Here is a 24,769-nt window from a genome sequence, read left to right as displayed (position 1 = left end):
CCCTCCCTTTTTCCCTTCAAGAGGACTCTTCCCATGAATACCTTGACGAGAGATCTCCCGCAGTACGGCGGGACATCACCGTCGCAGGCCGCTGCAGGCGCAGCGGCTGGCGTCAATGTCAGTGGCCGGCTGGATCGGCTGCCGATGACCGGTTACCAGCGCATGCTGTTTGCCATCATCGCCACGGCCTGGCTGTTCGACTCGATCGACCTGGGCATCATGACTTTCATGCTCGGCACCATCAAGACCGAGTTCGGCCTGACCGCGGCGCAGACCGGGCTGCTGGCAAGTTCCAGCTTTCTGGGTATGTTCCTGGGCGCGGCCTCGGCCGGCATGCTGGCCGACAAGTTCGGCCGCCGCCCGGTGTTTCAGGTCAGCATGATCTTCTGGGGCATTGGCAGCCTGATGTGCGGCTATGCCTCCAATGTGAATGAGCTGATGGGCTGGCGCGTGCTGCTGGGCTTCGGCATGGGCATGGAGTTTCCGATCGGCCTGGCCATGGTCTCGGAGATCGTTCCGGCCGACAAACGCGGCCGCTACGTGGCGATCCTGGAGGGTTTCTGGCCCTTTGGCTTCATTGCCGCGGGCGTGATCGCCTACCTGTCGCTGGGCCATATCGGCTGGCGCGGCATTTTCATCGCCCTCGCGGTGCCGGCGATCTTCGTGCTGGTGGTGCGCCGCATGGTGCCGGAGTCGGCACGCTGGCTGGAGGACGCAGGCCGCTATGCCGAGGCCGAGCGCGTGATCTCGCACATGGAAGAGCGCGTGATGCACTCGGCGGGCTTGCGCAGCCTGCCGGAGCCCAAGCGCGTGGTGACTGCTTCGCAGTACCAGAGCCGCGGCAGCCTGATCGGCGAGCTGTTCAAGGGCATCTACGCCAAGCGCACCATCATGCTGTGGTCGCTCTGGTTCCTGGCGCTGCTGGGCTATTACGGCCTGACCTCCTGGCTCGGCGCGCTGCTGCAGCAGGCCGGTTATGAAGTCACCAAGTCGGTGCTCTACACCGTCTACATCTCGCTCGCGGGTATTCCGGGCTTCATCTGTGCGGCCTGGCTGGTGGAGCGCTGGGGGCGCAAGAGCACCTGCATGCTGATGCTGCTGGGCAGCGCGGCGGCAGCGTACTTTTACGGACAGTCTGCGGCCACGCAGGCGCCGGTGTCGCAGTTGATTGGTGCCGGCCTGTGCATGCAGTTCTTCATGTTCGGCATGTGGTCGGTGCTCTATGCCTACACGCCGGAGCTGTACCCGACGCGCTCGCGCGCCACGGGCGCCGGCTTTGCCTCGTCGATCGGCCGTATCGGTTCGTTGATTGGCCCGTATGTCGTTGGCCTGGTGCTGCCGGTGGCCGGCCAGCTGGGCGTCTTCTCGCTGGGCGCGGCCTGCTTCGTGGCGGCAGCGCTGGTGGTGCTCTTCCTGGGGGTGGAAACCAAGGGGCGTTCGCTGGAGGAGGTCTCGCATTGATGCCAGACCCGGTGGCCGGCGTTCGCCGGCCAGCGCAGCGATCCAGTCCGAAGGCGCCACTGTGTTGGCGCCTTTGGCATTCAGCCGTCGGGCAGCACGGCCGAGCGGGTGTATTGCTCTATGAAGTCGATCAACGCATCCAGGGTCTTGCCCGCCCCTTGCACATCGGCACCGGCGATGGCGTCGGCCACGTGGGCATGCAGCTCGGCCATCTTGGGCAGATCAGGTGATTGTTTGTAATGAATGAACCAGAAGCGCCGCGAGAGCCCGTGCAGGCTGCGCATCGCACTCTCGGTGAACGGGTTGCGGGCGGCGGCAAGGCATTGCTCGTTGAAATCCCGGTCGGCCTGCATGAAGGCGTCCGAATCTTCCTGTCGCGCCAGGCGCCGGAATTCCTCGGCCAGCTCGGCAAAGCGCTGGCGCTGCGCCGGCGTGGCGCGCTTGGCGGCACTGGTGCAGATCAGCCGCTCGAGCTCGCGCCGGGTTTCCAGCAGCAGCAATTGCCGGCTGACCATCACGTCGGTGATGAGCAGACCGCGCTGCGGCAGGATGACGATGAGGTGCTCGCGCGCCAGGCGCTGGATGGCCTCGCGCACCGGCGTGCGGCCAATGCCGGTCATGTCGGCCAGGGTCTGCTCCGAGATCGCCGTTCCTGGTGGCAGCTTGAGCGTGACGATGGCTTCTTCCAGCGTCTCGTAGGCCAGGTCGGTCAAACGGGCGCGCGGCTCCAGTGCCTTGAAGCCGGGCATGGGGCGCTCCGCACTTGCCTGCGAGCCCTTTCCCGTGGCCTTGGTCGCGGCGCTTTTGGTGGTGGCAGTTCTTGGCATGAAAGAAGAATCATGAAACGGTTGGTATATCAGTATCGTAGCGGCTGGCTGGCGAGGACGCCATGCTGAGCGCCGGTGGCTATCGTGCCAGCGACGTGGTGGAGCTCGGCGATGGCCCGCTGCGCGTCGTGGCCTTGCATGGCATTCAGGGCACGCGCGATTCGTGGATGCCGGTCGCCAGGCGCTTGAGTGATGCGGCGCGCTGGGTGCTGCCCAATCTGCGCGGGCGCGGCACGGCACTGCGCGGGCAGGGCGTGGCCGACTACACGCTGGAGCAGTATGCCGAGGATGCGCATGCTGTGGTGGCGCGCCATGTACCGCCCGGGATGCCCTGGGTGCTGGCGGGCTGGAGCATGGGGGTATCGGTCACGCTGGAGTACCTGATCCGCAACGCCGGGCCACGGCCTGCGGGTCTGCTGCTGCTCTCAGGCACGCCGGCGTTGTGCGAGGCGTCCTGGTTCAAGGCGAGTGAACCGGCTGCGCTGCTGGCCGAGATCACGGTGCGGGAACAAGCCCTGGGCCTGCGCGTGGCGGCCGATCGTGAGGCGGTGGCCGCGACCTGGACCGCCATTCGCGGCACCGATCAGCGAGCGCACCTGAAAGACATCGACATTCCGACCCGGGTGATCCACGGCAGGCAGGACGGCGACTCGCCCTGGAGCCATGCGCAGCAGCTGGTCAGCGGGCTTGCCAATGCACGCCTGCTGACGCTGGAAGACGGCGGCCACGGCATTCCTTCCAGCCATACCGAGCGAGTCGCCGAGGCGGCACGCGTTTTTTTCACTGAATTGCAATGAGGGATTCCATGAGAACTGAAGACTTGATCCATTTCTGCGCGCCGGCGCGCCTGGTGATGGGCTGCGGCACGCGTGCGCAGCTGCCGGCGCTGGTGCAGCGCCTGGGCTGGCGCTGCGGCGTGCTGGTCACCGACCGCTTTTTCACGCAAAACACGCCCTGGGTGCGCGAGTATGTGGAGGCCGCCCGGGTGCGCCAGATTGACGTCATCGTGTTTAACGGTGGCGAGCCCGACCCCAGCACCGTGCTGTGCGATGAAGCCACTGCCAGCGTGCGCCAAAAGGCCGAAGGGCGGGTGATAGACCATGTGATCGCGCTGGGCGGCGGCAGCAACATTGACCTGGCCAAGGCGCTGTGCCTGACGCTGCCGGGCGGCCAACCGATCAAGGATTTCGTCGGTGACATTGGCGGTGTGCAGCCACTGCCGCTGGTGGCGATGCCGACGACGGCGGGCACGGGCTCGGAGGCCACGCCGGGTGCGATCCTGATCGACCCCGAGAACGCCACCAAGATCGCCGTGATGGACAACGCGCTGCGCCCGCAGATCGCGCTGGTGGACCCCGAATTCACCTACAGCTGCCCGCCGCGCGTTACTGCCGATGCCGGCATCGATGCGTTCACGCACGCCATCGAGTCCTTCCTGACGCTGGACAGCGCGCTCTACGACCGCCAGGGCCATGCCGACCCGGGCTACAGCGGCCGCTCGGCGCTCACCATGCTGTTTGCGCGCGAATCCATGCGCTTGTGCGCGCGCTGGATGGTGCCGGTCTACCAGGACGGTAGCCTCAAGGAAGGGCGTGCCGCGATGGCCTACGCCAGCCTGTACGCGGCGCTGTCCTATGGCAGTGCCGGCTTGAACGCCGTGCATGGCCTGGCCTACGCCATCGCTGCGCAAACCCACAAGAGCCATGGCAGCACCAACGCGGTGATGCTGCCCTATGTGCTCGATGAAATCGCGGCGGTGCGCCCGCACGAGTTCGTCGAACTGGCCGACGTGCTCGGCCTGGGCGCGATGACGGCCGCCGAGGCCAGCCGCGCCGTGCCGCTGCGCGTGCGCGAATGGGTCGGGCAGCTCGGCATTGCGACGGATCTGAAGGCCTTCGGCATTGCCGAGGCGGCGCTGGAGACCATGGTCAAGGACGGCCTGGCCGTCGTGCGCCTGGCCAAGGCGTTCCCGGTGGCGGATGTGCCAGCCGCCTACCGCCGCATCGTGCTCAAGGCCTTTGCCGGGCGCCTGAGTGGTGATGCCTGAAAAGTTTGGTGCCGACCTAGGGAAAACCATGATTGCATTCCGGTCATGGAACTAATATATTAGTCACATATCAAGACCATCACTTCAGGAGTCCATCGTGTCGATAGCCAGTTCCAGTGCTTCCACAGAAAACAGCCCCTTGTACACCCGCGTGATGACCGAGCGTCAGCGCAAGTTCCGCGAGAAGTACAAGTCCAACATCAGCCCGCTGTACAACGGCGTGCTGCACCTGGCCGTCACCTACGGCGTGGGTATCGCCGGCATCTGGTGGTGCCTGAACCATATCGAGAACGCCGGCTGGGCCTGGCTGTTGATGATCCCGGTGTTCCTGTTCGGCAATTTCGTCGAGTGGTTCATGCACATGCACGTGATGCACCGCCGCATCGACGTGTACGCGCTGCGCGCCATCTATGAGCGCCACACCCGCGAGCACCACCAGTACTTCACCGACGCCGAGCCGACGATGGACACCACGCGTGAATGGCGCATCGTGTTCTTCCCGTGGCGCGTGCTGACGGTGGTCGGTATCGGCGGCGTCGGCCTGGGCTATCTGACCTCGCTGATCTTCAACGCCAACGCCGGCTACATCGTGTTCCTGACCATGGTCGGCTACTACCTGACGTATGAAACCTTCCACTACTGCTGCCACGTGCACGAGAACTGGTTCGTGCGCAACATGCCCTTCATCAACACCATCCGCCGCCATCACATCCTGCACCACAACTTCGGCATCATGATGAAGTACAACATGAACCTGTCCTTCCCGATCGCCGACTGGTTCATGGGCACCTCGGACCTGCGCCGCGGCCTCATCGGCCACCTGTTCAACGGCTACAGCGAGAAGCACCAGAAGGAAGAGCTCAAGCCCATCATCGCCAAGTTCCGCACTGACGACAGCCGCGTGACCACCGATGGCCCGCAACTGACCGCGCAGGAGCAGCAGGTGATTGACAACGACCTGAACAACCCGCGCAGCACGGCGGGGGCGATGGCCTGATCAGGGACAGGCAATCCATGAAAAGGGCGACCCTCGGGTCGCCTTCTTTGCGTTTGCAGCCACTGGCGGCTACGCCGGTGGTGCGTTGGGGCACAGCGCTCAGCGCAGCGCTTCGTCCAGCACCTCTATCCAGTGGCGTACGGGCGTCTCGGTGCCGTTTTGCAGATGCGTGATGCAACCGATATTGGCCGACAGAATGGCCTTGGCGGGTGCGTCGGGGAACGCTGCTTCAAGATGGGTGATCTTGCGGTCGCGCAGCTGGTGCGAGAGCTTGGGGTTCAGCACCGAATAGGTACCGGCCGAACCGCAGCACAGGTGCGATTCGCAGGCCGCCAGGCGCAGTTCAAAGCCCAGCGCTTTCAGGCCTTGCTCCACGCCGCCGCGCAGCTGCTGGCCGTGCTGCAGCGTGCAGGGCGGGTGCCAGGCCATGGGCGCGGTTTGCGGCTGGATCTTGCCTTGCAGCAGCGGCACGAGGTCCGGCAGCAGCTCCGAGAGATCGCGCGTGGCGGCGCTGATCCGGGCGGCCTTGTCCGCGTACTCCGGATCGTGCTGCAAGGCGTGCCCGTAGTCCTTGACGGTGACGCCGCAGCCCGAGGCGTTCATCACGATGCATTCGACTTCGCCGCGCTCCAGGTAGGGCAACCAGGCGTCGATGTTGGTGCGCATCTCGTCCTTGCCGCCGCGCTGGTCGTTGAGGTGAAACTTCACCGCGCCGCAGCAGCCGGCCTTGGGAGCGATCAGCGTCTGTATGCCAGCGGCATCGAGCACGCGGGCGGTGGCGCCGTTGATGTTGGGCGCCATCGTCGGCTGCACGCAGCCGGCCAGCATCAGCACCTTGCGTGCGTGCACCGCGGTGGGCCAGTGGCCGGCGCTCTGGCGCGACGGCACCTTTTCCTTCAGGCGCTCGGGCAGCAGGCCGCGTACGCTTTGCCCCAGCTTCATCGCCGGGCCGAAGAGCGGTGAGGGCAGGCCCTGGGCCAGCGCCCAACGCACGGCTTTTTCGACCGGCGGGCGCGCGACTTTCTCCTCGACCACGCGTCGACCGATATCGAGCAGCTTGCCGTACTCCACGCCGCTGGGGCAGGTGGTTTCGCAGTTGCGGCAGGTCAGGCAGCGGTCCAGGTGCAGCTGCGTCTTGCGCGTCACCTCCTGGCCTTCGAGCACCTGCTTCATGAGGTAGATGCGCCCGCGCGGGCCGTCGAGCTCATCGCCCAGCAGCTGGTAGGTGGGGCAGGTGGCGGTGCAAAAGCCGCAGTGCACGCATTTGCGCAGGATGGCTTCGGCCTCGATGCCGTCGGGCGTGCCGGCAAATTCCGGAGAAAGATGGGTTTGCATGGCTCAGGCTCTGCGGGTGTTCAGGATGCCCGCCGGATCAAAGGCGGCTTTCAGGCGTTGGTGGATGGCCTGGAGTGCCGGGTTTTCGATGTCAAATTGGCTTCTGGCGCTTGCTGCATCTGCGTTCGGAGCTATGAAAACGGTGGCATCTCCGCCCGCCTGGCGTGCGGCTGCACGCAGAGCGTCACCGGCCGTGAGCGGTGCCTGCACCCAGCGCAGGCCACCGTGCCACTCCACGAGCGGGGCGGCAATGCCCGCGGGCAAGGCGAGCACTGGCGCAGTTTGCGGTACGGAAAGCCGCCACAGCGCGTGATCGGCAGAGCGCGTTGCAAACCACGGCAGGCGTTGGTCGCGGCAGGCGTCCCAGTCGCCAGTCACATCGGCCAGGCGCTGGCCACCGGGCCGCTGGCAGGCGGCCTGCACTGCTGCGCGGGCGCCGCGCAGGCGCAAATAGAGCAACTCCTGCCCATCGGCGTGCACCCAGCAACTGGCGTTCAGTGGCAGTGGCTGGCCGCCCCACTGATTCAGGCGCTGCAGCGCGTCGGCTTGCGAGCACTCAAAGCGCAGCGTGGTTTCCAGAACCGGAAGCGGCAGCACTTTCAGGCTGACTTCGGTGATCACGCCGAGCTGGCCCCAGCTGCCGACCATGAGGCGTGAGACATCGTAGCCTGCGACGTTCTTCATCACCTGCCCGCCAAAGCGCAGCAGCTCGCCCTGGCCGTTGATGATCTCCATGCCAAGGACGTAGTCGCGCACCGCGCCGACGCTGGCGCGCGCCGGGCCCGAGAGGCCGGTGGCCACCATGCCGCCCAGCGTGCCGCCGGCGCCGAACCGCGGCGGCTCGAACGGCAGGTATTGGCCGTGTTCGGCGAGGGCTGCCTCGATCTCGGCCAGCGGCGTGCCGGCCAGCGCGGTGATGACCAGCTCGGTCGGCTCATGGCTCAGGATGCCCGAGAGCGGCCGCAGGTCGAGCGGGTCGCCCGCAAGGCCTGCGGCCAGGGGGTGAAAGGCTTTGGTGGCACCGCCCCGGATGGTGAGCGGCTGGCGCGCGGCGTGCGCGGCGCGCACTTGTTCGGCAAGGGTCTGCAGCGTTTTCATGCTCAGAAACGTTCCAGCTCGGGGTGGGAGATCTTGCCCGCGCGCACCAGCATCTTGCCGTACTCGGCGCAGCGGTTGAGCGTGGGGATGACTTTGCCGGGGTTGAGCTGGCCGCTCGGATCGAAGGCGTTCTTGAGTGCCAGCATCTGCGCGTTTTCCTCGGCGGAAAACTGCACGCACATGGAATTGAGCTTTTCCACGCCCACGCCATGTTCGCCGGTCACCGTGCCGCCCATGGCGACGCTGGTCTCCAGAATGTCGGCGCCAAACAGCTCGCAGCGGTGCAGCTCGTCGGCATCGTTGGCATCGAACAGGATCAGCGGGTGCAGGTTGCCGTCGCCCGCGTGGAAGACGTTGACGCAGCGCAGGCGGTATTTCTTCTCCATCTCGGCAATCGCCAGCAGGATGTCCGCTAGGCGCTTCCTCGGGATGGTCGAATCCATGCACATGTAGTCGGGGCTGATGCGTCCGCTGGCCGGGAAGGCGTTCTTGCGCCCGCTCCAGAATGTGAGGCGTTCCTGCTCCGAGTTGCTGACTGCAATTTTCGTAGCACCTGCCGCAGTCAGGACCTGCGACATGCGGCCGATTTCCTCTTCAACTTCTTCTGGCGTGCCGTCGCTCTCGCACAGCAGGATGGCAGCGGCATCGAGGTCGTAGCCGGCGTGCACGAAGTCCTCGACCGCGGCGGTCATGGGCTTGTCCATCATCTCCAGCCCGGCGGGGATGATGCCGGCGGCGATCACCGCGGCCACCGCCTCGCCCGCATGGCGCACGTCGGCAAAGCTGGCCATGATGCAGCGCGCCAGCTGCGGTTTGGGGATCAGGCGCACCGTGGCTTCCAGCGTGACGGCGAGCATGCCTTCGCTGCCGATGACGGCGGCCAGCAGGTCGTAGCCCGGGGTATCCAGCGCCTCGGAGCCGAACTCCACCGGCTCGCCCGCGACCGTGAAGCCGCGCACGCGCAGCACGTTGTGCAGCGTCAGCCCGTACTTCAGGCAGTGCACGCCGCCCGAGTTCTCCGCGATGTTGCCGCCTATGGTGCAGGCGATCTGGCTGCTGGGGTCGGGCGCGTAGTACAGGCCGTGCGCGGCGGCGGCTTCGCTGATGGCGAGGTTGCGTACGCCGCACTGCACGCGCGCGGTGCGGGCGAAGGGATCGATCTTCAGGATGCGGTTGAACTTGGCGAGCGAGAGCGTCACCCCCATCGCATGCGGCAGTGCGCCGCCCGACAGCCCCGTGCCTGCGCCGCGCGCCACCACCGGCACCGCCAGGCGATGGCAGGCGCGCAGCACTGCCTGCACCTGGTCCTCCGTCTCTGGCAGGCAGACGACGAGCGGGCGCTGGCGGTAGGCGGTGAGGCCATCGCATTCGTAGGGCGTGGTGTCCTCGGCGTTCCAGAGCAGGGCATGCGCGGGCACGCAGTTGAGCAGGGCCTGCACGATTTCCGCCTGGCGTTCAGCGCGGTTCTCGGAAGTGGTGGCTGTCATGGATGGGACGGTTCTGGTTGCAGGCACGCATGGCGCGCGCCTGGGCGTGCGTGGGTTCATGGAGACGTCCCCGATTGTTGGTCACGAAGCAGGCGATGTCGATGGCTTTCGCTGCTGGTATGACCAGTTGATGCGCACGCGGCGCGCTTTGCCATCAGGGTGCTGTGGGCAGCGCATCCACCACCAGCAGATGCTCTGATGTTTCTATCTCGCGCAGGCAGGCGATCACGGTATCGATATGCGCGCCTGCGAGCCGCCGTGCCTGCTCCGAATCACGCGCCATGATCGCCTTGTACAGCCGCGTGTGCTGCTGGTCGATCACGCGCATGTCCTCCTCCCGGTGGTAGAGGTTGTTGACCGATGCGAACACCGAGGTCAGCAGCAGGTCGGACAGCGAGCTCAGGGTATGCACCAGCACCGGGTTGTGCGAGGCCGCGCAGATCGAGGCGTGAAACGCATGGTCCAGCTGGGCCAGCGTGGCGGCGCTGGTGGCCCGGCTGCGCGACGATTGCATCTCTTCGTAGCGGCGCGTGATGCGGGCGAAATCGGCCCGGCTGCCGCGCAGCGCGGCCAGGCGGGCGGATTCGGCCTCCAGCATCTGGCGCACCTCGAAGAGGTCATACAGCGTTTCGGGACGCGCCTGCAGTTGGCGCATGAGCGGTGGCAGCTCGGCACGTTTCACCAGGCCGGCCACCCTGGAGCCGCGCCCGTGCACGGTTTCGATCAAGCCGCGCGCGCGCAAGGCGCGCAGCCCCTCGCGAATGGCCGCGCGCGATACATCCAGCCGCGCCGACAGGCTGCGTTCCGACGGCAGGGCCTGGCCGGGTTTGAGTATTCCCTCGGTGATCAGGGCCTCCAGCCGCTGCACCACCCAATCCGCTACGGGCATGTTTTGCGCTCCTTGTTCCGGTGCGTCGATACGGTCCACTGGTCATACCACTTTACCTGCTTGCCGTGGCGTGTGGCGCGGTTTCAGGGCTGTGGGGATGTGGTTGGTGCCAGCAGCCATTGCCGCAGCGCCTGCACACGCGCGCGGCGAATCGCTTCGCCCACCTGCGGGCCGCGTGCGCCGGCGGCAGCGGCCTGTGCGGCAATCGCCGCGGTGGCCACCTGCTGCACCACCTGCAATGCCGCCGCCAGGCGCGGCCGTTGCGGGTAGGGCGATGCGTGCAATCCGCCGCGTCCGCGCGCATCGCATTCGCAGGCCAGCAGCACATCCGCAAAACGCGCGCTCTGGCGCAGCGCGTCGCAGCGCTCGAGCAGGCGCAGGATGGCGGCGGCATCCAGGCTGTTGCTGCGGTGGATATTGCCGTGCTCGCGCGCCACCACGTCCGCGGTCTCGCGGCAATCGGTGGGCACGCGCAGGCGTTCGCACACGCCCTTGAGCAACTGGGCGCTGCGCCCTTCATGGCCCAGGTGGCGCGGCAGGATATGCGCGGGCGTGGTGCCCTTGCCCAGGTCGTGCGTCAGGCAGGCGAAACGCACCGGCAGGCTGGCATCGAGCTGTGCGGCCATGTCCAGCACCATCAGCAGGTGCAGGCCGGTATCCACCTCGGGGTGGTAGTCGGCGCGCTGTGGCACACCCCACAGGCGATCGACTTCGGGCAGCAGCACGGCCAGCGCGCCGCAATCGCGCAGCACCTGCAGCATGCGCGAGGGCCTTTCTTCCATCAGCCCGCGCGAGAGTTCTTGCCACACGCGCTCGGGTACCAACGCATCCGCTTCGCCCGCCGCGACCATTGCGCGCATCAGCGCCAGCGTCTCGGGCGCGACGGAAAAATCGGCAAAGCGCGCGGCAAAGCGCGCCACGCGCAGGATGCGTACCGGGTCTTCGGCAAAGGCAGGGCCCACGTGGCGCAGCACGCGCGCCTTCAGGTCAGCTACGCCGTTATATGGGTCAAATACGGCTCCAGCGCCCGTCCAATCGGGGCTGGCAGCTATGGCGTTGATAGTGATATCGCGCCGCGCCAGGTCTTCTTCCAACGTCACCTCGGGCGAGGCCTGCACCACAAAGCCGCGATAGCCGCGCCCGCTCTTGCGCTCGGTGCGCGCCAGCGCGTATTCCTCGTGCGTCTTCGGGTGCAAAAAGACCGGAAAGTCGCGCCCTACGGGTTGGTAGCCGAGTGCTGCCATTTCCTCTGGCGTGCTGCCAACGACAACCCAGTCGCGGTCGTGCACCGGGCGGCCCAGCAGCGCATCGCGGACCGCGCCGCCGACCTGGTAAATCTGCATCGCCGCCATCAGCGCTTGAACCCCTGCTCGCGCTGGTGGCGCAGCGCGAGCACGAAGGCCGTGTCCAGCGCCGCCCCGTAGGCGTACAGCGCCACGTAGCCGCGCGACGCGCGGCCGATCACCAGTTCGCGCAGACCATCGCCCACGGGGCGGCCGATCTCGGGGCTGTGCGTGAGCACTTGCAGCGCATCGATAAGGGTGCCGATGCGCTCGGGCGCACTGCCCGGGTCGTGTTGCGCGATGTGCTCGAAGAAGCGGTCGAAATCCTCGAACACCTCGGGGGCCAGTTCAAGTCGGGTCATGCGCCAGGGTGCGCTGCCGGTTTGGCCGTGCCGGCCTTGAGGTTGCGTGCTGTTTGGTCTTGGGCGCGTGCGCCGAGGTAGGCCTTGGCCTCATCCCAGGCCACCGTGCGCCCGGTGGCGCGGATGTGCGCCCAGCGTTCCTGTGCCAGCGCGTGAAAGGCGGCGTCCTGCTCCGCCTGCGCCACCGTGCGCTCGATCGCTTCAAGGATGAAGGCATGCGCCGTCGTGCCCGCGTGCTGCGCAGCCGCATTGATGCGCGTTTTCAGGGTGTCTTCGAGGCGGATGGTGGTGGTCGACATGGTGCGCCCTTCGGTCAAGGTTTGTGGTCAATGTAGCACATTCGTGCTACATCCGGTCCATGGCAAGCCGTCAATCGCGCCGCAGCCGGTACGGTTCCTGAAACGCGACGAAATCGTGCTCGGCGCGCGCATCGTCGCACCAGGCCTTGACGCCCGGCAGCGCCAGCACACGTTGCACGTAGTCTTGAACCGCAGGCGGCAAGGGGATGCCGTAGGTCATGAAACGCGTGCACATCGGTGCGTAGTAAGCATCGGCGATGCTGAAATCACCGAACAGCATGGGTCCGCCGTGGCGCGCGAGCAACTCGGGGAACAGCTCGACCGCACGCTGCACGTCGGCGCGCACGCCTGGCTGGTCGCGCCAGAGGATCGCGCCGACCTCGGGCAGGTGCGCCTCGATGTTCATCGAGCAATGCTGGCGCAGCGCGCCGAAGCCGCTGTGCAGCTCGGCCACGACGCTGCGCGCTACCGCGCGCGCGGCCTTGTCCTGTGGCCACAGGTGTTTGCCCGGGAATTGCTCGGCGAGGTATTCGCAGATCGCCAGCGTGTCCCAGATTTTCAGGTCGCCATCGACCAGTAGCGGCACCTTGCCGGTGGGGCTGACGGCCTTCAGGCGCTGCTTGAAGGCGGAACCTTCATCAAAGCCGTCAAAGCGCACCAGTACCTGCTCGTGCGGGATTTGCGCCTGCGTCATCAGCACACCGACGCGCATGGCCCAGGACGAATAATTCTTGTTGCCGATGTAGAGCGTGAGCATGGGGAGGACGCTTTCAAGGAAAAGGTGCGCGCATTTTGGCGCGATCCTCCTTCTGCCGGTGGGTGAAAGGTGTTTGCGGCGTCGGCAGACGGCGATTGAAGACCGAAACCGCGCTCTCAAGCGCTCAGAGCGCCGCCTGCTGCACGCGTAGGCTCAGTGCCTCGGCGCTTTCCTTGCGTTCGCTGTAGCGATCCGCAAGGTACGGCGCGACGTCACGCGTGAGCAGCGTGAACTTCATCAACTCCTCCATCACGTCCACGATGCGGTCGTAGTAGGCTGAAGGCTTCATGCGCCCGGCTGCGTCAAACTCCTGGTATGCCTTGGCGACCGAGGACTGGTTCGGGATGGTCAGCATCCGCATCCAGCGGCCCAGCACACGCATCTGGTTGACGGCGTTGAAGGACTGCGAGCCGCCCGAGACCTGCATCACCGCCAAGGTCTTGCCCTGGGTCGGGCGCACCGCACCGGCGGACAGAGGGATCCAGTCAACCTGGGTCTTCATCAGGCCGGTCATCGCGCCGTGGCGCTCGGGCGAGCTCCACACCATGCCTTCGGCCCATTGCGTCAGCGCGTGCAGCTCCTTGACTTTGGGGTGGTCTGAGGGGGCATCGTCCACCAGCGGCAGGCCGGAGGGGTTGAACATGCGGGTTTCGCCGCCGAGCGCGCGCAGGATGCGCGCGGCTTCTTCGGCGGCGAGGCGGCTGAACGAGCGCTCGCGCAGCGAGCCGTAGAGCAGCAGGAAGCGCGGCGCGTGCGTGGCGCGCGCGGGCGCGAGCAGTCGCAGCGTGTCGGGTTGCTGCAGCAGCGCGGGGTCGATATTGGGCAAATTCATCCGATGCTCAGGCACGGCAGCACTCCGCGGTTGCCATTGCCCTGGAAGGCGGGCCCATGCGCCTGCCCGGCGGCGTCACCAGCATGGGACGGTGAATGGAGATGGGGTGTTGGAGCATGAAGCCTCCGGAGGAATAACCAAAAAAATCAGTCAGGCAAGTGGGCTGGCGAGGGCGATGGGGGTGGACGCAGCAGCATCAAGGCGCCAAACGCCGCCGCTCCCAAGGCGCTGGTGAGCCACAGCGCATTCACGCCCCAGGCATCCAGGGCCAGCCCGAACAGCAATGGAGCCAGGGCCTGCGCGAACCGCGCCGGCAGCATCAGCCAGCCTTGGCGGGCGCCATAGCCCCGCGCACCGAACAGCGCCAGCGGCAAGGTGCCATTGGCGATCATCAAAATGCCGTTGCCCGCGCCATGCAGCATGGCGAACACCGGGGCCAGGGCAGGCCCCGTGACGAGCAAGGCCATCGCACCAATGGGATGGGCAAGCGCGGCCAGGCGCGCCGAGAGCAGCGGGTGGATGGCGCGCAGAACGCCGAATTCCAGCATCCGCGCGACCACCTGCGCCGGTCCGATCAGGGCGCCTATGCCGACGGCCGCTGCCAGTGTCATTCCCGTGGCTTCCAGCATCCGGGGCAGGTGCGTGGCGATGGCGGTGCTGATGAACCAGGTGGCAGCAAAGACAAAGGCCAGCAGGACCGAGACCCTGCCGGCGGACGCGGGTGTTGCGGGCGGTGCATCCACGGAAGCTGCCTGGTCTTCGGCATGTGCCTTGGCTGGCGCCCCATCGACCCTGGATGCACGCCCCGTGCGCGGCAGCCAGGCATTGAGTGGCAACCCCAGCAGCAGATGGAGGGCCGCCCAGCCGAGGCAGGCGCCGCGCCAGCCAAACTGCGCCTGCATCCACGCGGACAGCGGCCAGCCTGCCGTGCTGGCAAAGCCGGCGATCAGCGTGATGCCGGTGATCGCGCTGCGGGCATCGCGGCCGTAAATCCGCACGAGGGTGGAGAACGCGCTCTCGTACAGGCCGGCGCCCATCGCCACGCCGATGATCAGCCAGGCCGCCACCATCATCGAGGGCCCTGGAGCGAGGCCCAGCATGGCCAGGCCCAGAGCGAACAGGAGGCTGGCAGCGACCAGGACGTTGCGGCCCCCGTGGCGATCGATCGCATGGCCGGCCACTGGCCCGAGCAGCGCCGAGGCCACCAGTGCGCCCGAGAACGCTGCGTAGACCATGGGCGTGGTGATGCCCAGCTCCCGGGCCATGGGCGCTGCCAGAACGGCCGGCAGGTAGTACGAAGACCCCCAGGCCAGTGTCTGGGCGACGCCCAGTGATCCGACAACCCTGACCCGGGACGGTGCGTCCATCCCGCTTACACCGGCCACACCACTCCGTTGTCATTCAGGATCGCATCCAGGGGCAAGTCGTGCGCCTCGGGCACGAAGTCGTCGACATAGCCGTGCGTGTAGCCCAGCCCCACGGTGAAGGGTCTGGGCTGCAAGGCGGCCAACGTGCGGTCGTAAAAACCGCCGCCGTAACCCAGCCGGTAACCGCCGGGCCCGTAGCCCACGCAGGGCACGAACAGCAGCGTGGGGTGCAACACCTCGGTGTCCTTGGGTTTGGGAATGCCGTAGGCGTCTTCCTCCATCGGGCAGCCGGGGTACCAGGCGTGGAACGCAAGCGTCTTGGTGGCTTTGTCGATCACCGGCAGGCCGATGCGTCGGCGCTGGGGCTCATCCATCAGCTCGCCGTCTTCCTTCCAGCGATGCAGCGCGGGCAACGCGTCGAACTCGCCCTTGATCGGCCAGTAGGCGCCGATGACGTTGTCGGGGCGCTGCACCAGCCAAAACCGCAGCACCTGCTGCAGCGCGTCGGCGCGCGCGAGGCGATCGGGCAGGGCGAGGCGTTCGGCCACCAGGCGTTTGCGTACGGCTGCTTTGTCCATCCGATAATTCCCCTCATATGCAATTCATCCGGATTCTGACACTGCTGCTTGCGGCCCTGGTGGTGATGGCGGCCATGCCCGCGACGGCGCAAAACGTCAGTGACGAAGTGCTGCTGCAGATGCACAAGGCCTTTCGCAAGGGCGACCGCGCCCAGTTGACGCAGCTGCTGCCGCAGGCGGCGGGCAGTCCCATCGAGGCCTGGGCCGCGTACTGGGAGCTCAAGGCGCGCCTGGAGTCCGCCAGCGATGAGGAAGTGCAGGCGTTTTTCCAGCGCTGGAAGGGTACTTACCAGGAAGACCGCCTGCGCAACGACTGGCTGCTGATCCTCGGGCAACGCCGCGACTGGCAGCGCTTTTCCGATGTGCTGCAGGACTTTCGCATGCGCGACGATCCGAACGTTCGCTGCTATGCCTTGCTGGTGGCCGAGCTCAGGGGAGAGGCACCGGCGGATGCGGGCGATCAGGTCCTGAGCCGCTGGTATGCCCAGAAGCGAAGCAGCGACGGCTGCACCCAGGCCGCCGCGCAGCTGCTGGCCGATGGCCGCATCCAACCGCTGGATGTCTGGCGCAAGGTGCGGCTGGGCGGTGAGATCAACCATCCGGGGCAGTCGCGCGCTGCCGTCGAGGCGGTGGCGCCGCAGCTGCTGGCGCAGTTCGGCGACGCCTTTGGCGCGCCCAGCAAATACCTCGCGCTGGGCGGCCCTGCGGCCAAGACCAAAGCCAAAACCAAAGGCAAGCACAAAGCGGCTGAACCGGCGCTGCGCGAGCACCCCAGTGAACTCGTCACGCTGGCGCTGGTGCGCCTGGCGATGAGCAACTACACCGGCGCGGCGCGGCTGCTGTCCGATACCTGGGCCGAGCGCCTTAGCAGCGAGCAGCGCGACTGGGTCTGGGGCGCGATAGCGCGGCAGGCGGCGCTGTCGCTCTCGGACGACGCGATGGCCTACTTTGCCAAGGTCAAGCGCGATGCCGACTTGTCCGACGACATGCTGGCCTGGAAGGCGCGTGCCGCGCTGCGCGCCGGCCAGTTCAAGCAGGTGCGCCAGGCCATCGATGCCATGCGCCCCGCGTTGCGCGAGGAAAGCACATGGGTCTACTGGAAGGCGCGTGCGCTGATGGCAGGCCAGCCCAGCGCCGACGCCAGGGCGCAGGCCGAGGCCTTGTATGCACGCATCGCCGGCACCAGCGGCTTTTATGAGCAGCTGGCGATGGAGGAGCTCGGCGGGCGCATCCAGACGCCGCCGGCACCCGCGCCGCTCAGCGCTGAAGAAAAGGCCGCCGCCCGCGCCAATCCGGGGCTCAACCGCGCGCTCTACGCCATCTTGCTGGGCCTGCGCGGCGAAGGCGTGCGCGAGTGGAACTACACCACCAATTTGCACACCCCCGGCGGCATGGGCGAGCGCGAACTGCTCGCCGCTGCCGACTTTGCCTGCAGCCAGGAGGTGTGGGACCGCTGCATCAACACCAGCGAGCGCACCAAGACGGTGATAGCCAGCGCGCAGCGCTTCCCCATGCCGTTTCACGACGCGGTGCTCAGGCGCGCGAAGGAAATCGGGCTCGATCCGGCCTACGTCTATGGCCTGGTGCGCCAGGAGAGCCGCTTCATCATGGATGCGCGCTCGCATGTCGGTGCCTCGGGCCTGATGCAGGTCATGCCCGCCACCGCGCGCTGGACGGCCAGGAAGATCGGTCTGACCGGTTTCACGCAGGATCAGCTCACCGATCAGGAAACCAACATCACCATAGGCACGGCCTACCTCAAGCTGGCACTGGACGACTTCGATGATTCCATGCCGCTGGCCGCCGCCGCCTACAACGCCGGGCCGGGGCGCCCGCGCGCCTGGCGCAACGGCCCGGTGATCGAGGCCGCCATCTGGGCCGAGAACGTGCCGTTCACCGAAACGCGCGACTACGTGAAGAAAGTGCTGGCCAACACGGTGAACTACGCCGCCATCATCACCGGCGAGCCGCAGTCGCTCAAAAGCCGCCTCGGCAAGGTCGGCCCGCGCGGGAGCAGCGATCGCGAGCCGAACCCCGATTTGCCCTGACGCGAATCGCGGCTTGGGAGCCGAGGCTCAGGGCCTGGCCCAGCGCCTGAGCAGGTTGTGATAGACGCCGCTGAGTTGCACCAGCCGCGCGTCATCGGGTGCGACCAGTGGCGTGAACCGTTGCACGCTCTGGTCCAGGTCAAACAGCAAGCTGCGTTCGGTCTCGTCCGCCACCAGGCTCTCGATCCAGAAGAACGAGGCAAGGCGCGCACCGCGGGTGACGGGCGTTACGCGGTGCAGGCTGCTGGACGGGTACAGCACCATGTCGCCGGCCGCGAGCTTGACCTGCTGCACGCCGAACGGCCCATCGACTTCCAGCACGCCGCCGTCGTAGTCCTCGGGCTCGGCCAGGAACAGGGTGGCGGAAAGATCGGTGCGCATCTGCTGGCTGGAATCGGGCAAGACCATCAACGCGCTGTCCACATGCGCGCCGTATTCGCCGCCGTCCGCATAGCGGTTGAACTTGGGTGGGTAAATCGTGCGCGGCAAGGCGGCGCTGACGAACAGCGGTGTGGCCGCCAGGCGCTGCAGGATCTGCCGGCCCAGGCGCACGGCCAGTTCGCTGCCGTCGGGCAGCTGCTGATTGCGCTTGACGGTCTTGGCCAGGGTGCCGGCGGTGCGCGCGCCGTCGTGCCAATCCGCGCTGTCGAGCTGGGCGCGAAACTGCGCCACCTGCGCCGCGGTGAGGACGTGATCGATGGCAATCAGCATGGCAGCAGTGCCTCGGGGGTGATGTCGGACAAGGTGGCGCAACCCGCCTGCGCCATGGTGGCGTGCAGCTCTTCGGTCAGCAATTGCAGCAGGTGCGCCACGCCGAGTGCGCCGGCGACGGCCAGGGCGTAGAGCTGCAGTCGGCCGATGAGCACCGCGTTGGCGCCCAGCGCCAGTGCCTTGAAGGCGTCGTGGCCGCTGCGCACGCCGCCATCCATCAGCACCGGATAGCCTTTGCCGACTGCGGCGCGCACGGCTGGCAGCATGCTGAGGCTGGCCGGGCTGCCGTCCAGGCCGCGCCCGCCGTGGTTGGAGACGACGATGCCGGCCACGCCCGCGGCCTTGAGCTGGCGCGCGTCCTCGGCATGCAGCACGCCCTTGACCCAGACCGGCAAGTGCGTGGCCGAGAGCAGCCAGCGCAGATCGTCCCAGGTGGGGGCATGGCGCATTGCGCCCTGGAAGATGCGGCTTTGCCCCTCGCCTGGTTGCGGCGTTGGCGCTTGTGGATAGCGCGCCAGGTTGGCCGCCACGCAGTCGGCGGGCAGCACGAAGCCGCTCGCCAGCGCACTGCGGCTGGGCAGCTGCAGGCTGGCGTCCAGCGTCAGCACGATGGCGCGATACCCGGCGGCTTGGGCGCGCGCCAGCAGGTCCAGCGTGTGCGCCCGCTCGGGCTGCAGATAGAGCTGAAACCAGCGCGCCGGCCCGGCGGCCGCGGCAATCACTTCCAGCGGGCGTGAGCTCAGCGTGCTGGCGACGAGGCAGGTGCCGGTGGCCTCGGCGGCGCGCGCGGTGGCGAGTTCCGCCTGCGAGTGTGCCAGCAGGCCGTGCGCCACCGGTGCCAGCACAAAAGGGTGGGGCAGCGCCATGTCGGCGAGCTGCAGGCGGGAGTGGCCACCGCGCACATCGCGCAGCAGCCGGGGAACGCTGGCCCAGCGCCCGAACGCCGAGCGATTGGCGGCTACCGTCACGTCCAGGCCGCTGCCGCCGGCGATGTAGGCAAAACGCTGGGCGCCCAGCACCTCGGGCGCGCGGTATTCGTAGTCGATGGCGTTGTGGATGCCGTCTGGAATGCGCTCTGTGTTTGCCATGCAATTGATAGCTGTTGACGCTTGATGGGCAAGCGCAAAGCCGGTATTTGGTTCAAAACTCAGGCATCACTTTCGGATCGAGCTTGATGTCGATCAGAAAGGGCCGGCTGCGGTCCCGCGCCTTGAGCTGCGCCATCGCGGCGTCCAACTCCGCGCTGCTGCTCACGGTGGCCGCCGGGATGCCCAGCGCCTGCGCCACCGGGGCGAAATCGGGCCAATCGAGCAGCGAGAGCGACGGGTCCATGTCCTTTTTGGTGAACTGGATGTACTCGGCGCCGTAGCTGCCGTCGTTGCAGATGACGATCACCAGGTCGAGCTTTTCGCGCACCGCGGTGGTGAGCTCCGACAACCCTGAAAGCATGAAGCTGCCGTCGCCCGCCACCAGCAGCGTGGGCTTGCCTTCGGCGGCGATCGCCGCGCCGATCGCCTCGCCCAGCCCCAGGCCAATCGCGGCAAAACTCTGCGTGTGCACGAAGTGGCGCGGCGTCTGTACGTCGATCTCGGCCCAGGCGGCAATCGCAAAGCGCCCGCCATCGGTGGCGAACAGGCGCTCGGGTGGCAGCGCGGCGTTGATCGCCTGCAAGGCCTGCAGCACGTCCACCGTGCCGGGGCGCGGCGTGCCGCGCACACGGGTGGCGGGTTGCCAGTCGCGGATGCGCTCACGCAGTTCGTCGCTGCGGCAGCCCGAACCGGGGATTTCCGCTTCGTCCATCAGCGCCACCATGGCGTCGGCGAGCAGGTCGAGATCGCCGACCAGCCCGGCCTCGAAGTCGGCATAACGGCCGATGTCCTCGGGGAAGGGGCTGATCTGGATGATGCGTTTCTTGCTCGTCAGGCTGCCCAGTGCCGCGGTGTATTTGTTCAGGCTGGCGCCAAAGGCGATGATGCAATCGCTTTGCGTCAGCACCTCCAGCGCCAGCGGGTTGCTCAGCGTGCCGCAGAAGCCGAGGTTGAATTCGTCGTCCTGAAACAGATCCTTGCCGCGCAGCGTGGTGGTGAGCGGCGCCTCGATGCGTGCGGCAAAACGGCGGATGGCGGCCTGTACCTCGGGCGCCATCGCGCCGCGCCCGGCCAGCACCACCGGCAAGCGCGAGGAGGCGATGATGCCGACGGCGTTGTCCATGTCGTTGCTCGCGGTGGTGGCGCTGCGCACCTCGGGGAATTTGAGCGAGACTTTTTCCGGCGTCGCCTCCTGCCACTGGAAATCCACCGGCATGTTGAGCACGACGGGGCGCCGTTCCAGCCAGGCGCGGTGAAACGCGCGCACCACGTCCCGCGCCACGGTGCGCGGGCTGCGCAGTTGCTCGAACCCGGCGCCGGTGGCGATGACGAACTCGCTCTGGTTGACCTTCTGCAGGTGCTCACGGTCTTCCATCGGCGTGTCACCGGCGAGCAGCACCATGGGCGTGCGCGATTTCACGCCCTCCACCAGCGGCGTCACCGCGTTGGTCAGGCCGCCGCCATGCGTCACCGTTGCAACGCCGATGCGGCCGGTGACCTGCGCCCAGCCCAGCGCCATCAGCACCGCGCCCGCCTCGTGCACCGCGCGGATGTAGCGCCCCGCGCCCTGGCGCACGAAGCTGTCCACCATGTAGAGATTGCCGTCGCCGATCAGGCCGAACAACTCCTTGACGCCCACCTCGTGCAGGGTGTGGGCGATGGCTTCATGGACCTTCATGGCGGGCTTTCAATGGGGGTGGCAAAGGCGCAAATTTTAGGAGCCTGCGGACAGGCTCCCGGGAGTTCCCCACCAGGATTCCCCCGCAATGCGTACGGCTTCCTGCCTTACAGCTCGATGTCCAGCGTCACGCGAATTGCGCGGCTGTCGCCCTTGTACAGGAAGGCGCCCGAACGGTAGACGGCGGTGAAGTAATCCTTGTTGGTCGCGTTGAGCACATTCAGGCGCAGCGTCGCGTGCTTGTTGAAGCGGTAGGCCGCGAACAGGTCGTAGCTGCTGTAGCCCGGGACCGGTTGCGAGCAATAGCCCTGGGCGTTGAACCCGGCGCCGGTATCAGGCTGGCCGCCGCAGCGCCCGCTTTCATAGCGTGCGCCCGCGCCGATCGACAGTTGCGGTGTGAGTTGGTATTTGCCGACCAGCACCGCGCTGCGGTTGGCGAAGTTGGACAGTGGGTTGCCGACGTTCGCCGCCGTGGCCGAGGCCAGCACGCGCGATTGCATCAGCGCCAGACCCGCTTGCAGTTGCAGGCGCGGCGTGACGTTGCCCACCAGCCCCAGCTCGATGCCGCGCACACGGTTCTTGCCGGTGTTGAAGGTGCCGATGGTGTCGTAGTCCGCACCTTCCATCACGTCGCGCTTGGTGGTCTGGAACACGGCGGCAGTCGCCAGCAGCTTGTCGTCTAGCAAGTTCCATTTGGTGCCGATCTCCAGGTTGACCGAGCTTTCCGGCTTGGCGCCGGCCGCGCTGCCGTCGTGGATGACCAGGCCGCCATAGCCGCTGCTGGTGCCGGTGTCGGGCTCGCCGCCATTGATGTCCTGCGCGGTGCCGATGCTGGCATACACCATGCCTTGCGCGCTCAGCTTGTAGCTCACGCCCAGGTGGCCGTTGGCCAGCGTGTCGCTGAAGCCGTAGTCGCCCGTGTCGGCGCCGGTGGTGTTGTTCTGCGTCAGCATGGTGAGCTTGTAGTGATCGGCGCGCACGCCGCCGAATACTGTCCAGCGCTCGTTCAGATCGACCGTGTCCATCGCGTACAGCGAGGTGGTCTTCACGCGCCAGTCGCGCGTCCAGGTCTGGCGGGTGTAGTCGCGCCCGAGGAAACTTCCCGCATCACCCGTCACCAGTGCGCCGTCGACGCCGGTGAGGCACCAGGCACCGCTCACGCCGCCGCCGCGCCCGGGCGACAGGCAGTTGGTTGCCGCCGTATTGCTCACCTTGTAGTTGCCTGAGATCACCTTGTGGTCGGTGTACTCAAAGCCGAAGATGAAGGCGTGCATCATGCCCGCCAGGTCCGCATCCCAGCGGATGTTGCTCTGGTGCGCGAAATACTTCACGTCCTGCCAGCCCGTGTGACCGCCGTCGAGCTTGATCGCGTCGTATAGGTGGTTGCCACCGGCATCGACGATGCTGCCCATCGATGCACCGGTGGTTCCGTAGCCGTTCTGCGACTGACCGTAGCGCGTCAGGCTGGTGAGCTTCACGTCGGGGTTGATCTGCCAGTTCACGCGTGCGGTGAGCGTGTCCACGTCGGAACTCAAGAAATCGTTGTTCTGCGCGTACAGCGGCACATTGCTGGCCGGATGGCGGTTGGGCGGCGTGCCGACGAGGAAATAGCCCAGGTCGGGCCGCTTGTCCTTGGCGCGCAGGCCGTAGTAATCGACCGTGACCGACAGATCTTCGTTCGCCTTCCACAGGCCCGAGAGTGCCAGACCGTCGCGGCTGCGGCTTGACGGGCCGCGGCCAGGCACGTCCTCACGGCCGAGCAGGGCGTTGGCGCGCAGCGCAAAGCTGTCGGAGAAGACGTGGTTGGCGTCGCCCGTCAGGCGGTAGTGCTTGTCGGTGCCCACGCCCACGTTGATGTGCGTGAAATCCAGGTCGGTCGTCGCCTGCTTGGTGATCGCATTGATCGCGCCACCGGCCGAGCCGCGCCCGGCGAAGCTGGAGCTCGGACCCTTGGTGATCTCAAGCTGCTCGATGGCAAAGCTCTCGCGCGTCGTCATGCCCGGGTCGCGCAGACCATCGACGAACACGTCCGAGCGCGCTTCCTGGCCGCGGATGATGTAGCGGTCGCCAAAGGCATTGCCGTTCTCGCCCGTGCCCAGCGTAATGCCGGGCTGGGTTGCCAGAATCTGTTTCAGATCGGTGTGGCCGGCATCTTGGATCTCCGCGCCGGTGATCACCGAGATGGTCTGCGGGATTTCCGCCAGCGGCTTGGTGTGGCGCGAATCAGCCGAAGTCTTGGCCTTGTAGGGCGCGCCGACTTCGGCGTTCGGGTTGGGGTCGATGGCTTCTTCCTTGACCGTCACCGTGGGCAGCGCGGTGCCGCTGGCGGCGGCGGGCTGGCTCTGCGCCTGCGCGGCCAGTGGCAGCAGGGCGGCGGCGGACAGGCTGGCAGCCACGCTGGTGGCCAGGCGCAGGCTGGAAGGACGAAAGATGGAGGACTGGGCTGGCATGGGATGGAGCAATGGTTACAAACAAAAACGGTGTGGATTATCAGTGAGAATCATTCGCATTCAATGAAAATTTGGACAAACCAAGGGAAAACCCGGGGATTGCAAGGGCTTGCGCGCCGTGGCTGTTGCGGCGGCGATACGAAAGACGGTGGCGTGCCGCGACCGGGCGCGCCGGCGCTCAGACGTCGAGCAGCACGCCGTCTTGCAGCCGCAATGCGCCCGACTGGGCCAGCGACTGCACCAGCTGGTCGAACCACGCACGCCGGTCGGCAGTACCAAAGAAGCGCTGGTGCACGCGCTGGAAATAGGCGGTGCGCGAGAGCCAAGCGTAGGCATCTTCCAGCGGCTGGCTGCGCCATTCGATCAGCTTGTACTTGAGCAGCACCTTGGCGGCATGCAGCGCGTGCTTGACGGGGTCGGCCTCAAAGCCCGCCAGGCGCGCGCGGGCGCGCACCAGTGCACCGGGAACGTCATCAAACACCATGCCATGGCCCGGAATGACGGTGGTTGGCGCCAGTGATGCAATCAGATCCAGCGTGGCGGCGACCTGTTCGAAGGCGTGCTCGCCCTCGAGCTCGGGAAACACCACGCCAAAGCCGTTCTCCCACAGCGCGTCGCCGGAGATCAACAAACGCAGATCGGGCTGAAACAGCACCACCGCATGCGGGTCGTGCCCCGGTGCGGCGTGAATCTGCCAGCTGCGACCACCCAAGTCAGTCACAGTGCCAGGTTCCAAAACGCCATCGACGCGAAAGCGCGGGCAGAACTGCCCGGTGGGCTCGTAGGAGAGCGCCACCGGGTCCCAGTCGCGCACCTGCGCCCATTGCCCCGGCGGAATGGCGGTCTGCGCACCGGGCCAGTGCGCCTGCAGCGCGGCATTGCCACCGCAGTGGTCGCTGTGCAGATGCGTGTTGAGAATGCGCTCCAACGGACGCTCGCCCAGCGCCCGCTCCATCAGCGCCACGGTTTCTGCCGCATCGGTGTGGTAGCCCGTATCCACGACGGCCGTCTCGCCCCCGTCGGTGAAAAGGATGTTGTTGGCCGAAAGCCAGCCGCGCTGAAACACGGTCATTTCAGCCGGAAGCGCTTGTATGTTTTGCGTCATTAGCTATCAAACCAAGAGTCACCAATACCGGAGGATTGACGGCACTGTAGTGCACAGGCCCGTGCGCCAG

22 protein-coding genes are annotated in these 24,769 nt (G+C 66.8%); 5 read left to right on the top strand and 17 right to left on the bottom strand.

Annotation, left to right across the window (positions count from 1 at the left end; all coding sequences use genetic code 11):
• Positions 1 to 144 precede the first annotated feature (144 nt).
• Positions 145 to 1,461, top strand: a complete 1,317-nt coding sequence (locus ABS45_RS13555; protein ID WP_291557239.1) for an MFS transporter — start codon at positions 145 to 147, stop codon at positions 1,459 to 1,461.
• A gap of 80 nt (positions 1,462 to 1,541) precedes the next feature.
• On the opposite strand, the gene ABS45_RS13550 is transcribed toward ABS45_RS13555, so the two are convergent.
• Complete coding sequence (locus ABS45_RS13550) at positions 1,542 to 2,210, bottom strand: GntR family transcriptional regulator (protein ID WP_291557236.1); 669 nt, start codon at positions 2,208 to 2,210, stop codon at positions 1,542 to 1,544.
• A 140-nt stretch (positions 2,211 to 2,350) separates the two neighbouring features.
• On the opposite strand from ABS45_RS13550, the gene ABS45_RS13545 reads away from it, so the two are divergent.
• The 3 genes from ABS45_RS13545 (at position 2,351) to ABS45_RS13535 (ending at position 5,332) form a co-directional block, all read left to right on the top strand.
• Positions 2,351 to 3,085, top strand: coding sequence for an alpha/beta hydrolase (locus ABS45_RS13545; RefSeq protein ID WP_291556236.1), 735 nt, complete (start codon positions 2,351 to 2,353; stop codon positions 3,083 to 3,085).
• Between the two features lie 8 nt (positions 3,086 to 3,093).
• On the top strand, positions 3,094 to 4,335 hold the full coding sequence (locus ABS45_RS13540) for an iron-containing alcohol dehydrogenase (protein WP_291556234.1): 1,242 nt from the start codon (positions 3,094 to 3,096) through the stop codon (positions 4,333 to 4,335).
• Positions 4,336 to 4,486: 151 nt separating this feature from the next.
• Positions 4,487 to 5,332, top strand: coding sequence for a fatty acid hydroxylase family protein (locus ABS45_RS13535; RefSeq protein ID WP_291557233.1), 846 nt, complete (start codon positions 4,487 to 4,489; stop codon positions 5,330 to 5,332).
• A gap of 99 nt (positions 5,333 to 5,431) precedes the next feature.
• Here the strand turns inward: ABS45_RS13535 and glcF are convergent, their stop codons facing one another.
• The 11 genes from glcF to ABS45_RS13480 all read right to left on the bottom strand — a co-directional run bounded on the left by glcF (position 5,432) and on the right by ABS45_RS13480 (position 15,619).
• Positions 5,432 to 6,667 carry a glycolate oxidase subunit GlcF gene (gene glcF, locus ABS45_RS13530; protein ID WP_291556232.1) on the bottom strand — a complete coding sequence of 412 codons (1,236 nt, stop codon included), beginning with the start codon at positions 6,665 to 6,667 and terminating at the stop codon, positions 5,432 to 5,434.
• A 3-nt stretch (positions 6,668 to 6,670) separates the two neighbouring features.
• Positions 6,671 to 7,765 carry a glycolate oxidase subunit GlcE gene (gene glcE, locus ABS45_RS13525; protein WP_291556230.1) on the bottom strand — a complete coding sequence of 365 codons (1,095 nt, stop codon included), beginning with the start codon at positions 7,763 to 7,765 and terminating at the stop codon, positions 6,671 to 6,673.
• A 2-nt stretch (positions 7,766 to 7,767) separates the two neighbouring features.
• A complete protein-coding gene (locus ABS45_RS13520; protein WP_291556228.1) occupies positions 7,768 to 9,252 on the bottom strand; it encodes an FAD-linked oxidase C-terminal domain-containing protein in 1,485 nt (494 codons plus the stop codon).
• A gap of 154 nt (positions 9,253 to 9,406) precedes the next feature.
• On the bottom strand, positions 9,407 to 10,141 hold the full coding sequence (gene glcC, locus ABS45_RS13515; protein ID WP_291556226.1) for a transcriptional regulator GlcC: 735 nt from the start codon (positions 10,139 to 10,141) through the stop codon (positions 9,407 to 9,409).
• An 83-nt stretch (positions 10,142 to 10,224) separates the two neighbouring features.
• Positions 10,225 to 11,484, bottom strand: a complete 1,260-nt coding sequence (locus tag ABS45_RS13510; protein ID WP_291556224.1) for a multifunctional CCA addition/repair protein — start codon at positions 11,482 to 11,484, stop codon at positions 10,225 to 10,227.
• Positions 11,485 to 11,492: 8 nt separating this feature from the next.
• The gene (locus tag ABS45_RS13505; RefSeq protein ID WP_291556221.1) at positions 11,493 to 11,786 is read right to left on the bottom strand and encodes a type II toxin-antitoxin system RelE/ParE family toxin; all 294 of its coding nucleotides are present in this window, start codon (positions 11,784 to 11,786) and stop codon (positions 11,493 to 11,495) included.
• On the bottom strand, positions 11,783 to 12,085 hold the full coding sequence (locus ABS45_RS13500; RefSeq protein ID WP_291556219.1) for a CopG family transcriptional regulator: 303 nt from the start codon (positions 12,083 to 12,085) through the stop codon (positions 11,783 to 11,785). Before ABS45_RS13500 ends, ABS45_RS13505 begins: the two co-directional genes overlap by 4 nt.
• Positions 12,086 to 12,155: 70 nt before the next feature.
• Positions 12,156 to 12,842 carry a glutathione S-transferase family protein gene (locus ABS45_RS13495; protein ID WP_291556217.1) on the bottom strand — a complete coding sequence of 229 codons (687 nt, stop codon included), beginning with the start codon at positions 12,840 to 12,842 and terminating at the stop codon, positions 12,156 to 12,158.
• A 124-nt stretch (positions 12,843 to 12,966) separates the two neighbouring features.
• The gene (arsH, locus tag ABS45_RS13490) at positions 12,967 to 13,689 is read right to left on the bottom strand and encodes an arsenical resistance protein ArsH (RefSeq protein WP_291556215.1); all 723 of its coding nucleotides are present in this window, start codon (positions 13,687 to 13,689) and stop codon (positions 12,967 to 12,969) included.
• A gap of 131 nt (positions 13,690 to 13,820) precedes the next feature.
• Positions 13,821 to 15,041 (bottom strand): MFS transporter, encoded by a 1,221-nt coding sequence (locus ABS45_RS13485; protein ID WP_291556213.1) that lies wholly within the window; start codon positions 15,039 to 15,041, stop codon positions 13,821 to 13,823.
• A 5-nt stretch (positions 15,042 to 15,046) separates the two neighbouring features.
• Entirely contained in the window at positions 15,047 to 15,619 is a 573-nt protein-coding gene (locus ABS45_RS13480; RefSeq protein ID WP_291556210.1) for a 5-formyltetrahydrofolate cyclo-ligase, read from the bottom strand.
• 17 nt (positions 15,620 to 15,636) lie between these two features.
• Between ABS45_RS13480 and ABS45_RS13475 the strand changes: the two genes are divergently transcribed.
• Positions 15,637 to 17,667 carry a lytic transglycosylase domain-containing protein gene (locus ABS45_RS13475; protein WP_291556209.1) on the top strand — a complete coding sequence of 677 codons (2,031 nt, stop codon included), beginning with the start codon at positions 15,637 to 15,639 and terminating at the stop codon, positions 17,665 to 17,667.
• A 27-nt stretch (positions 17,668 to 17,694) separates the two neighbouring features.
• On the opposite strand, the gene ABS45_RS13470 is transcribed toward ABS45_RS13475, so the two are convergent.
• The 5 genes from ABS45_RS13470 to ABS45_RS13450 form a co-directional block, all read right to left on the bottom strand.
• Positions 17,695 to 18,378, bottom strand: a complete 684-nt coding sequence (locus ABS45_RS13470) for a Fe2+-dependent dioxygenase (protein ID WP_291556207.1) — start codon at positions 18,376 to 18,378, stop codon at positions 17,695 to 17,697.
• The gene (locus ABS45_RS13465; RefSeq protein WP_291556205.1) at positions 18,372 to 19,466 is read right to left on the bottom strand and encodes an alpha-hydroxy acid oxidase; all 1,095 of its coding nucleotides are present in this window, start codon (positions 19,464 to 19,466) and stop codon (positions 18,372 to 18,374) included. Before ABS45_RS13465 ends, ABS45_RS13470 begins: the two co-directional genes overlap by 7 nt.
• A gap of 52 nt (positions 19,467 to 19,518) precedes the next feature.
• Positions 19,519 to 21,144, bottom strand: coding sequence for a thiamine pyrophosphate-binding protein (locus ABS45_RS13460; protein ID WP_291556203.1), 1,626 nt, complete (start codon positions 21,142 to 21,144; stop codon positions 19,519 to 19,521).
• Positions 21,145 to 21,251: 107 nt separating this feature from the next.
• Positions 21,252 to 23,594 (bottom strand): TonB-dependent receptor, encoded by a 2,343-nt coding sequence (locus tag ABS45_RS13455; RefSeq protein ID WP_291556201.1) that lies wholly within the window; start codon positions 23,592 to 23,594, stop codon positions 21,252 to 21,254.
• 178 nt (positions 23,595 to 23,772) lie between these two features.
• Entirely contained in the window at positions 23,773 to 24,666 is an 894-nt protein-coding gene (locus tag ABS45_RS13450) for an MBL fold metallo-hydrolase (protein WP_291556199.1), read from the bottom strand.
• Positions 24,667 to 24,769 lie beyond the last annotated feature (103 nt).

Origin of the sequence: Comamonas sp. SCN 65-56 (genome assembly GCF_001724135.1) — a bacterium.
Taxonomy (GTDB): Bacteria; Pseudomonadota; Gammaproteobacteria; order Burkholderiales; family Burkholderiaceae_C; genus Comamonas_C.
The sequence above is the reverse complement of the archived record's forward strand: the minus strand, read 5'-3'. Positions and strand labels throughout refer to the sequence as shown.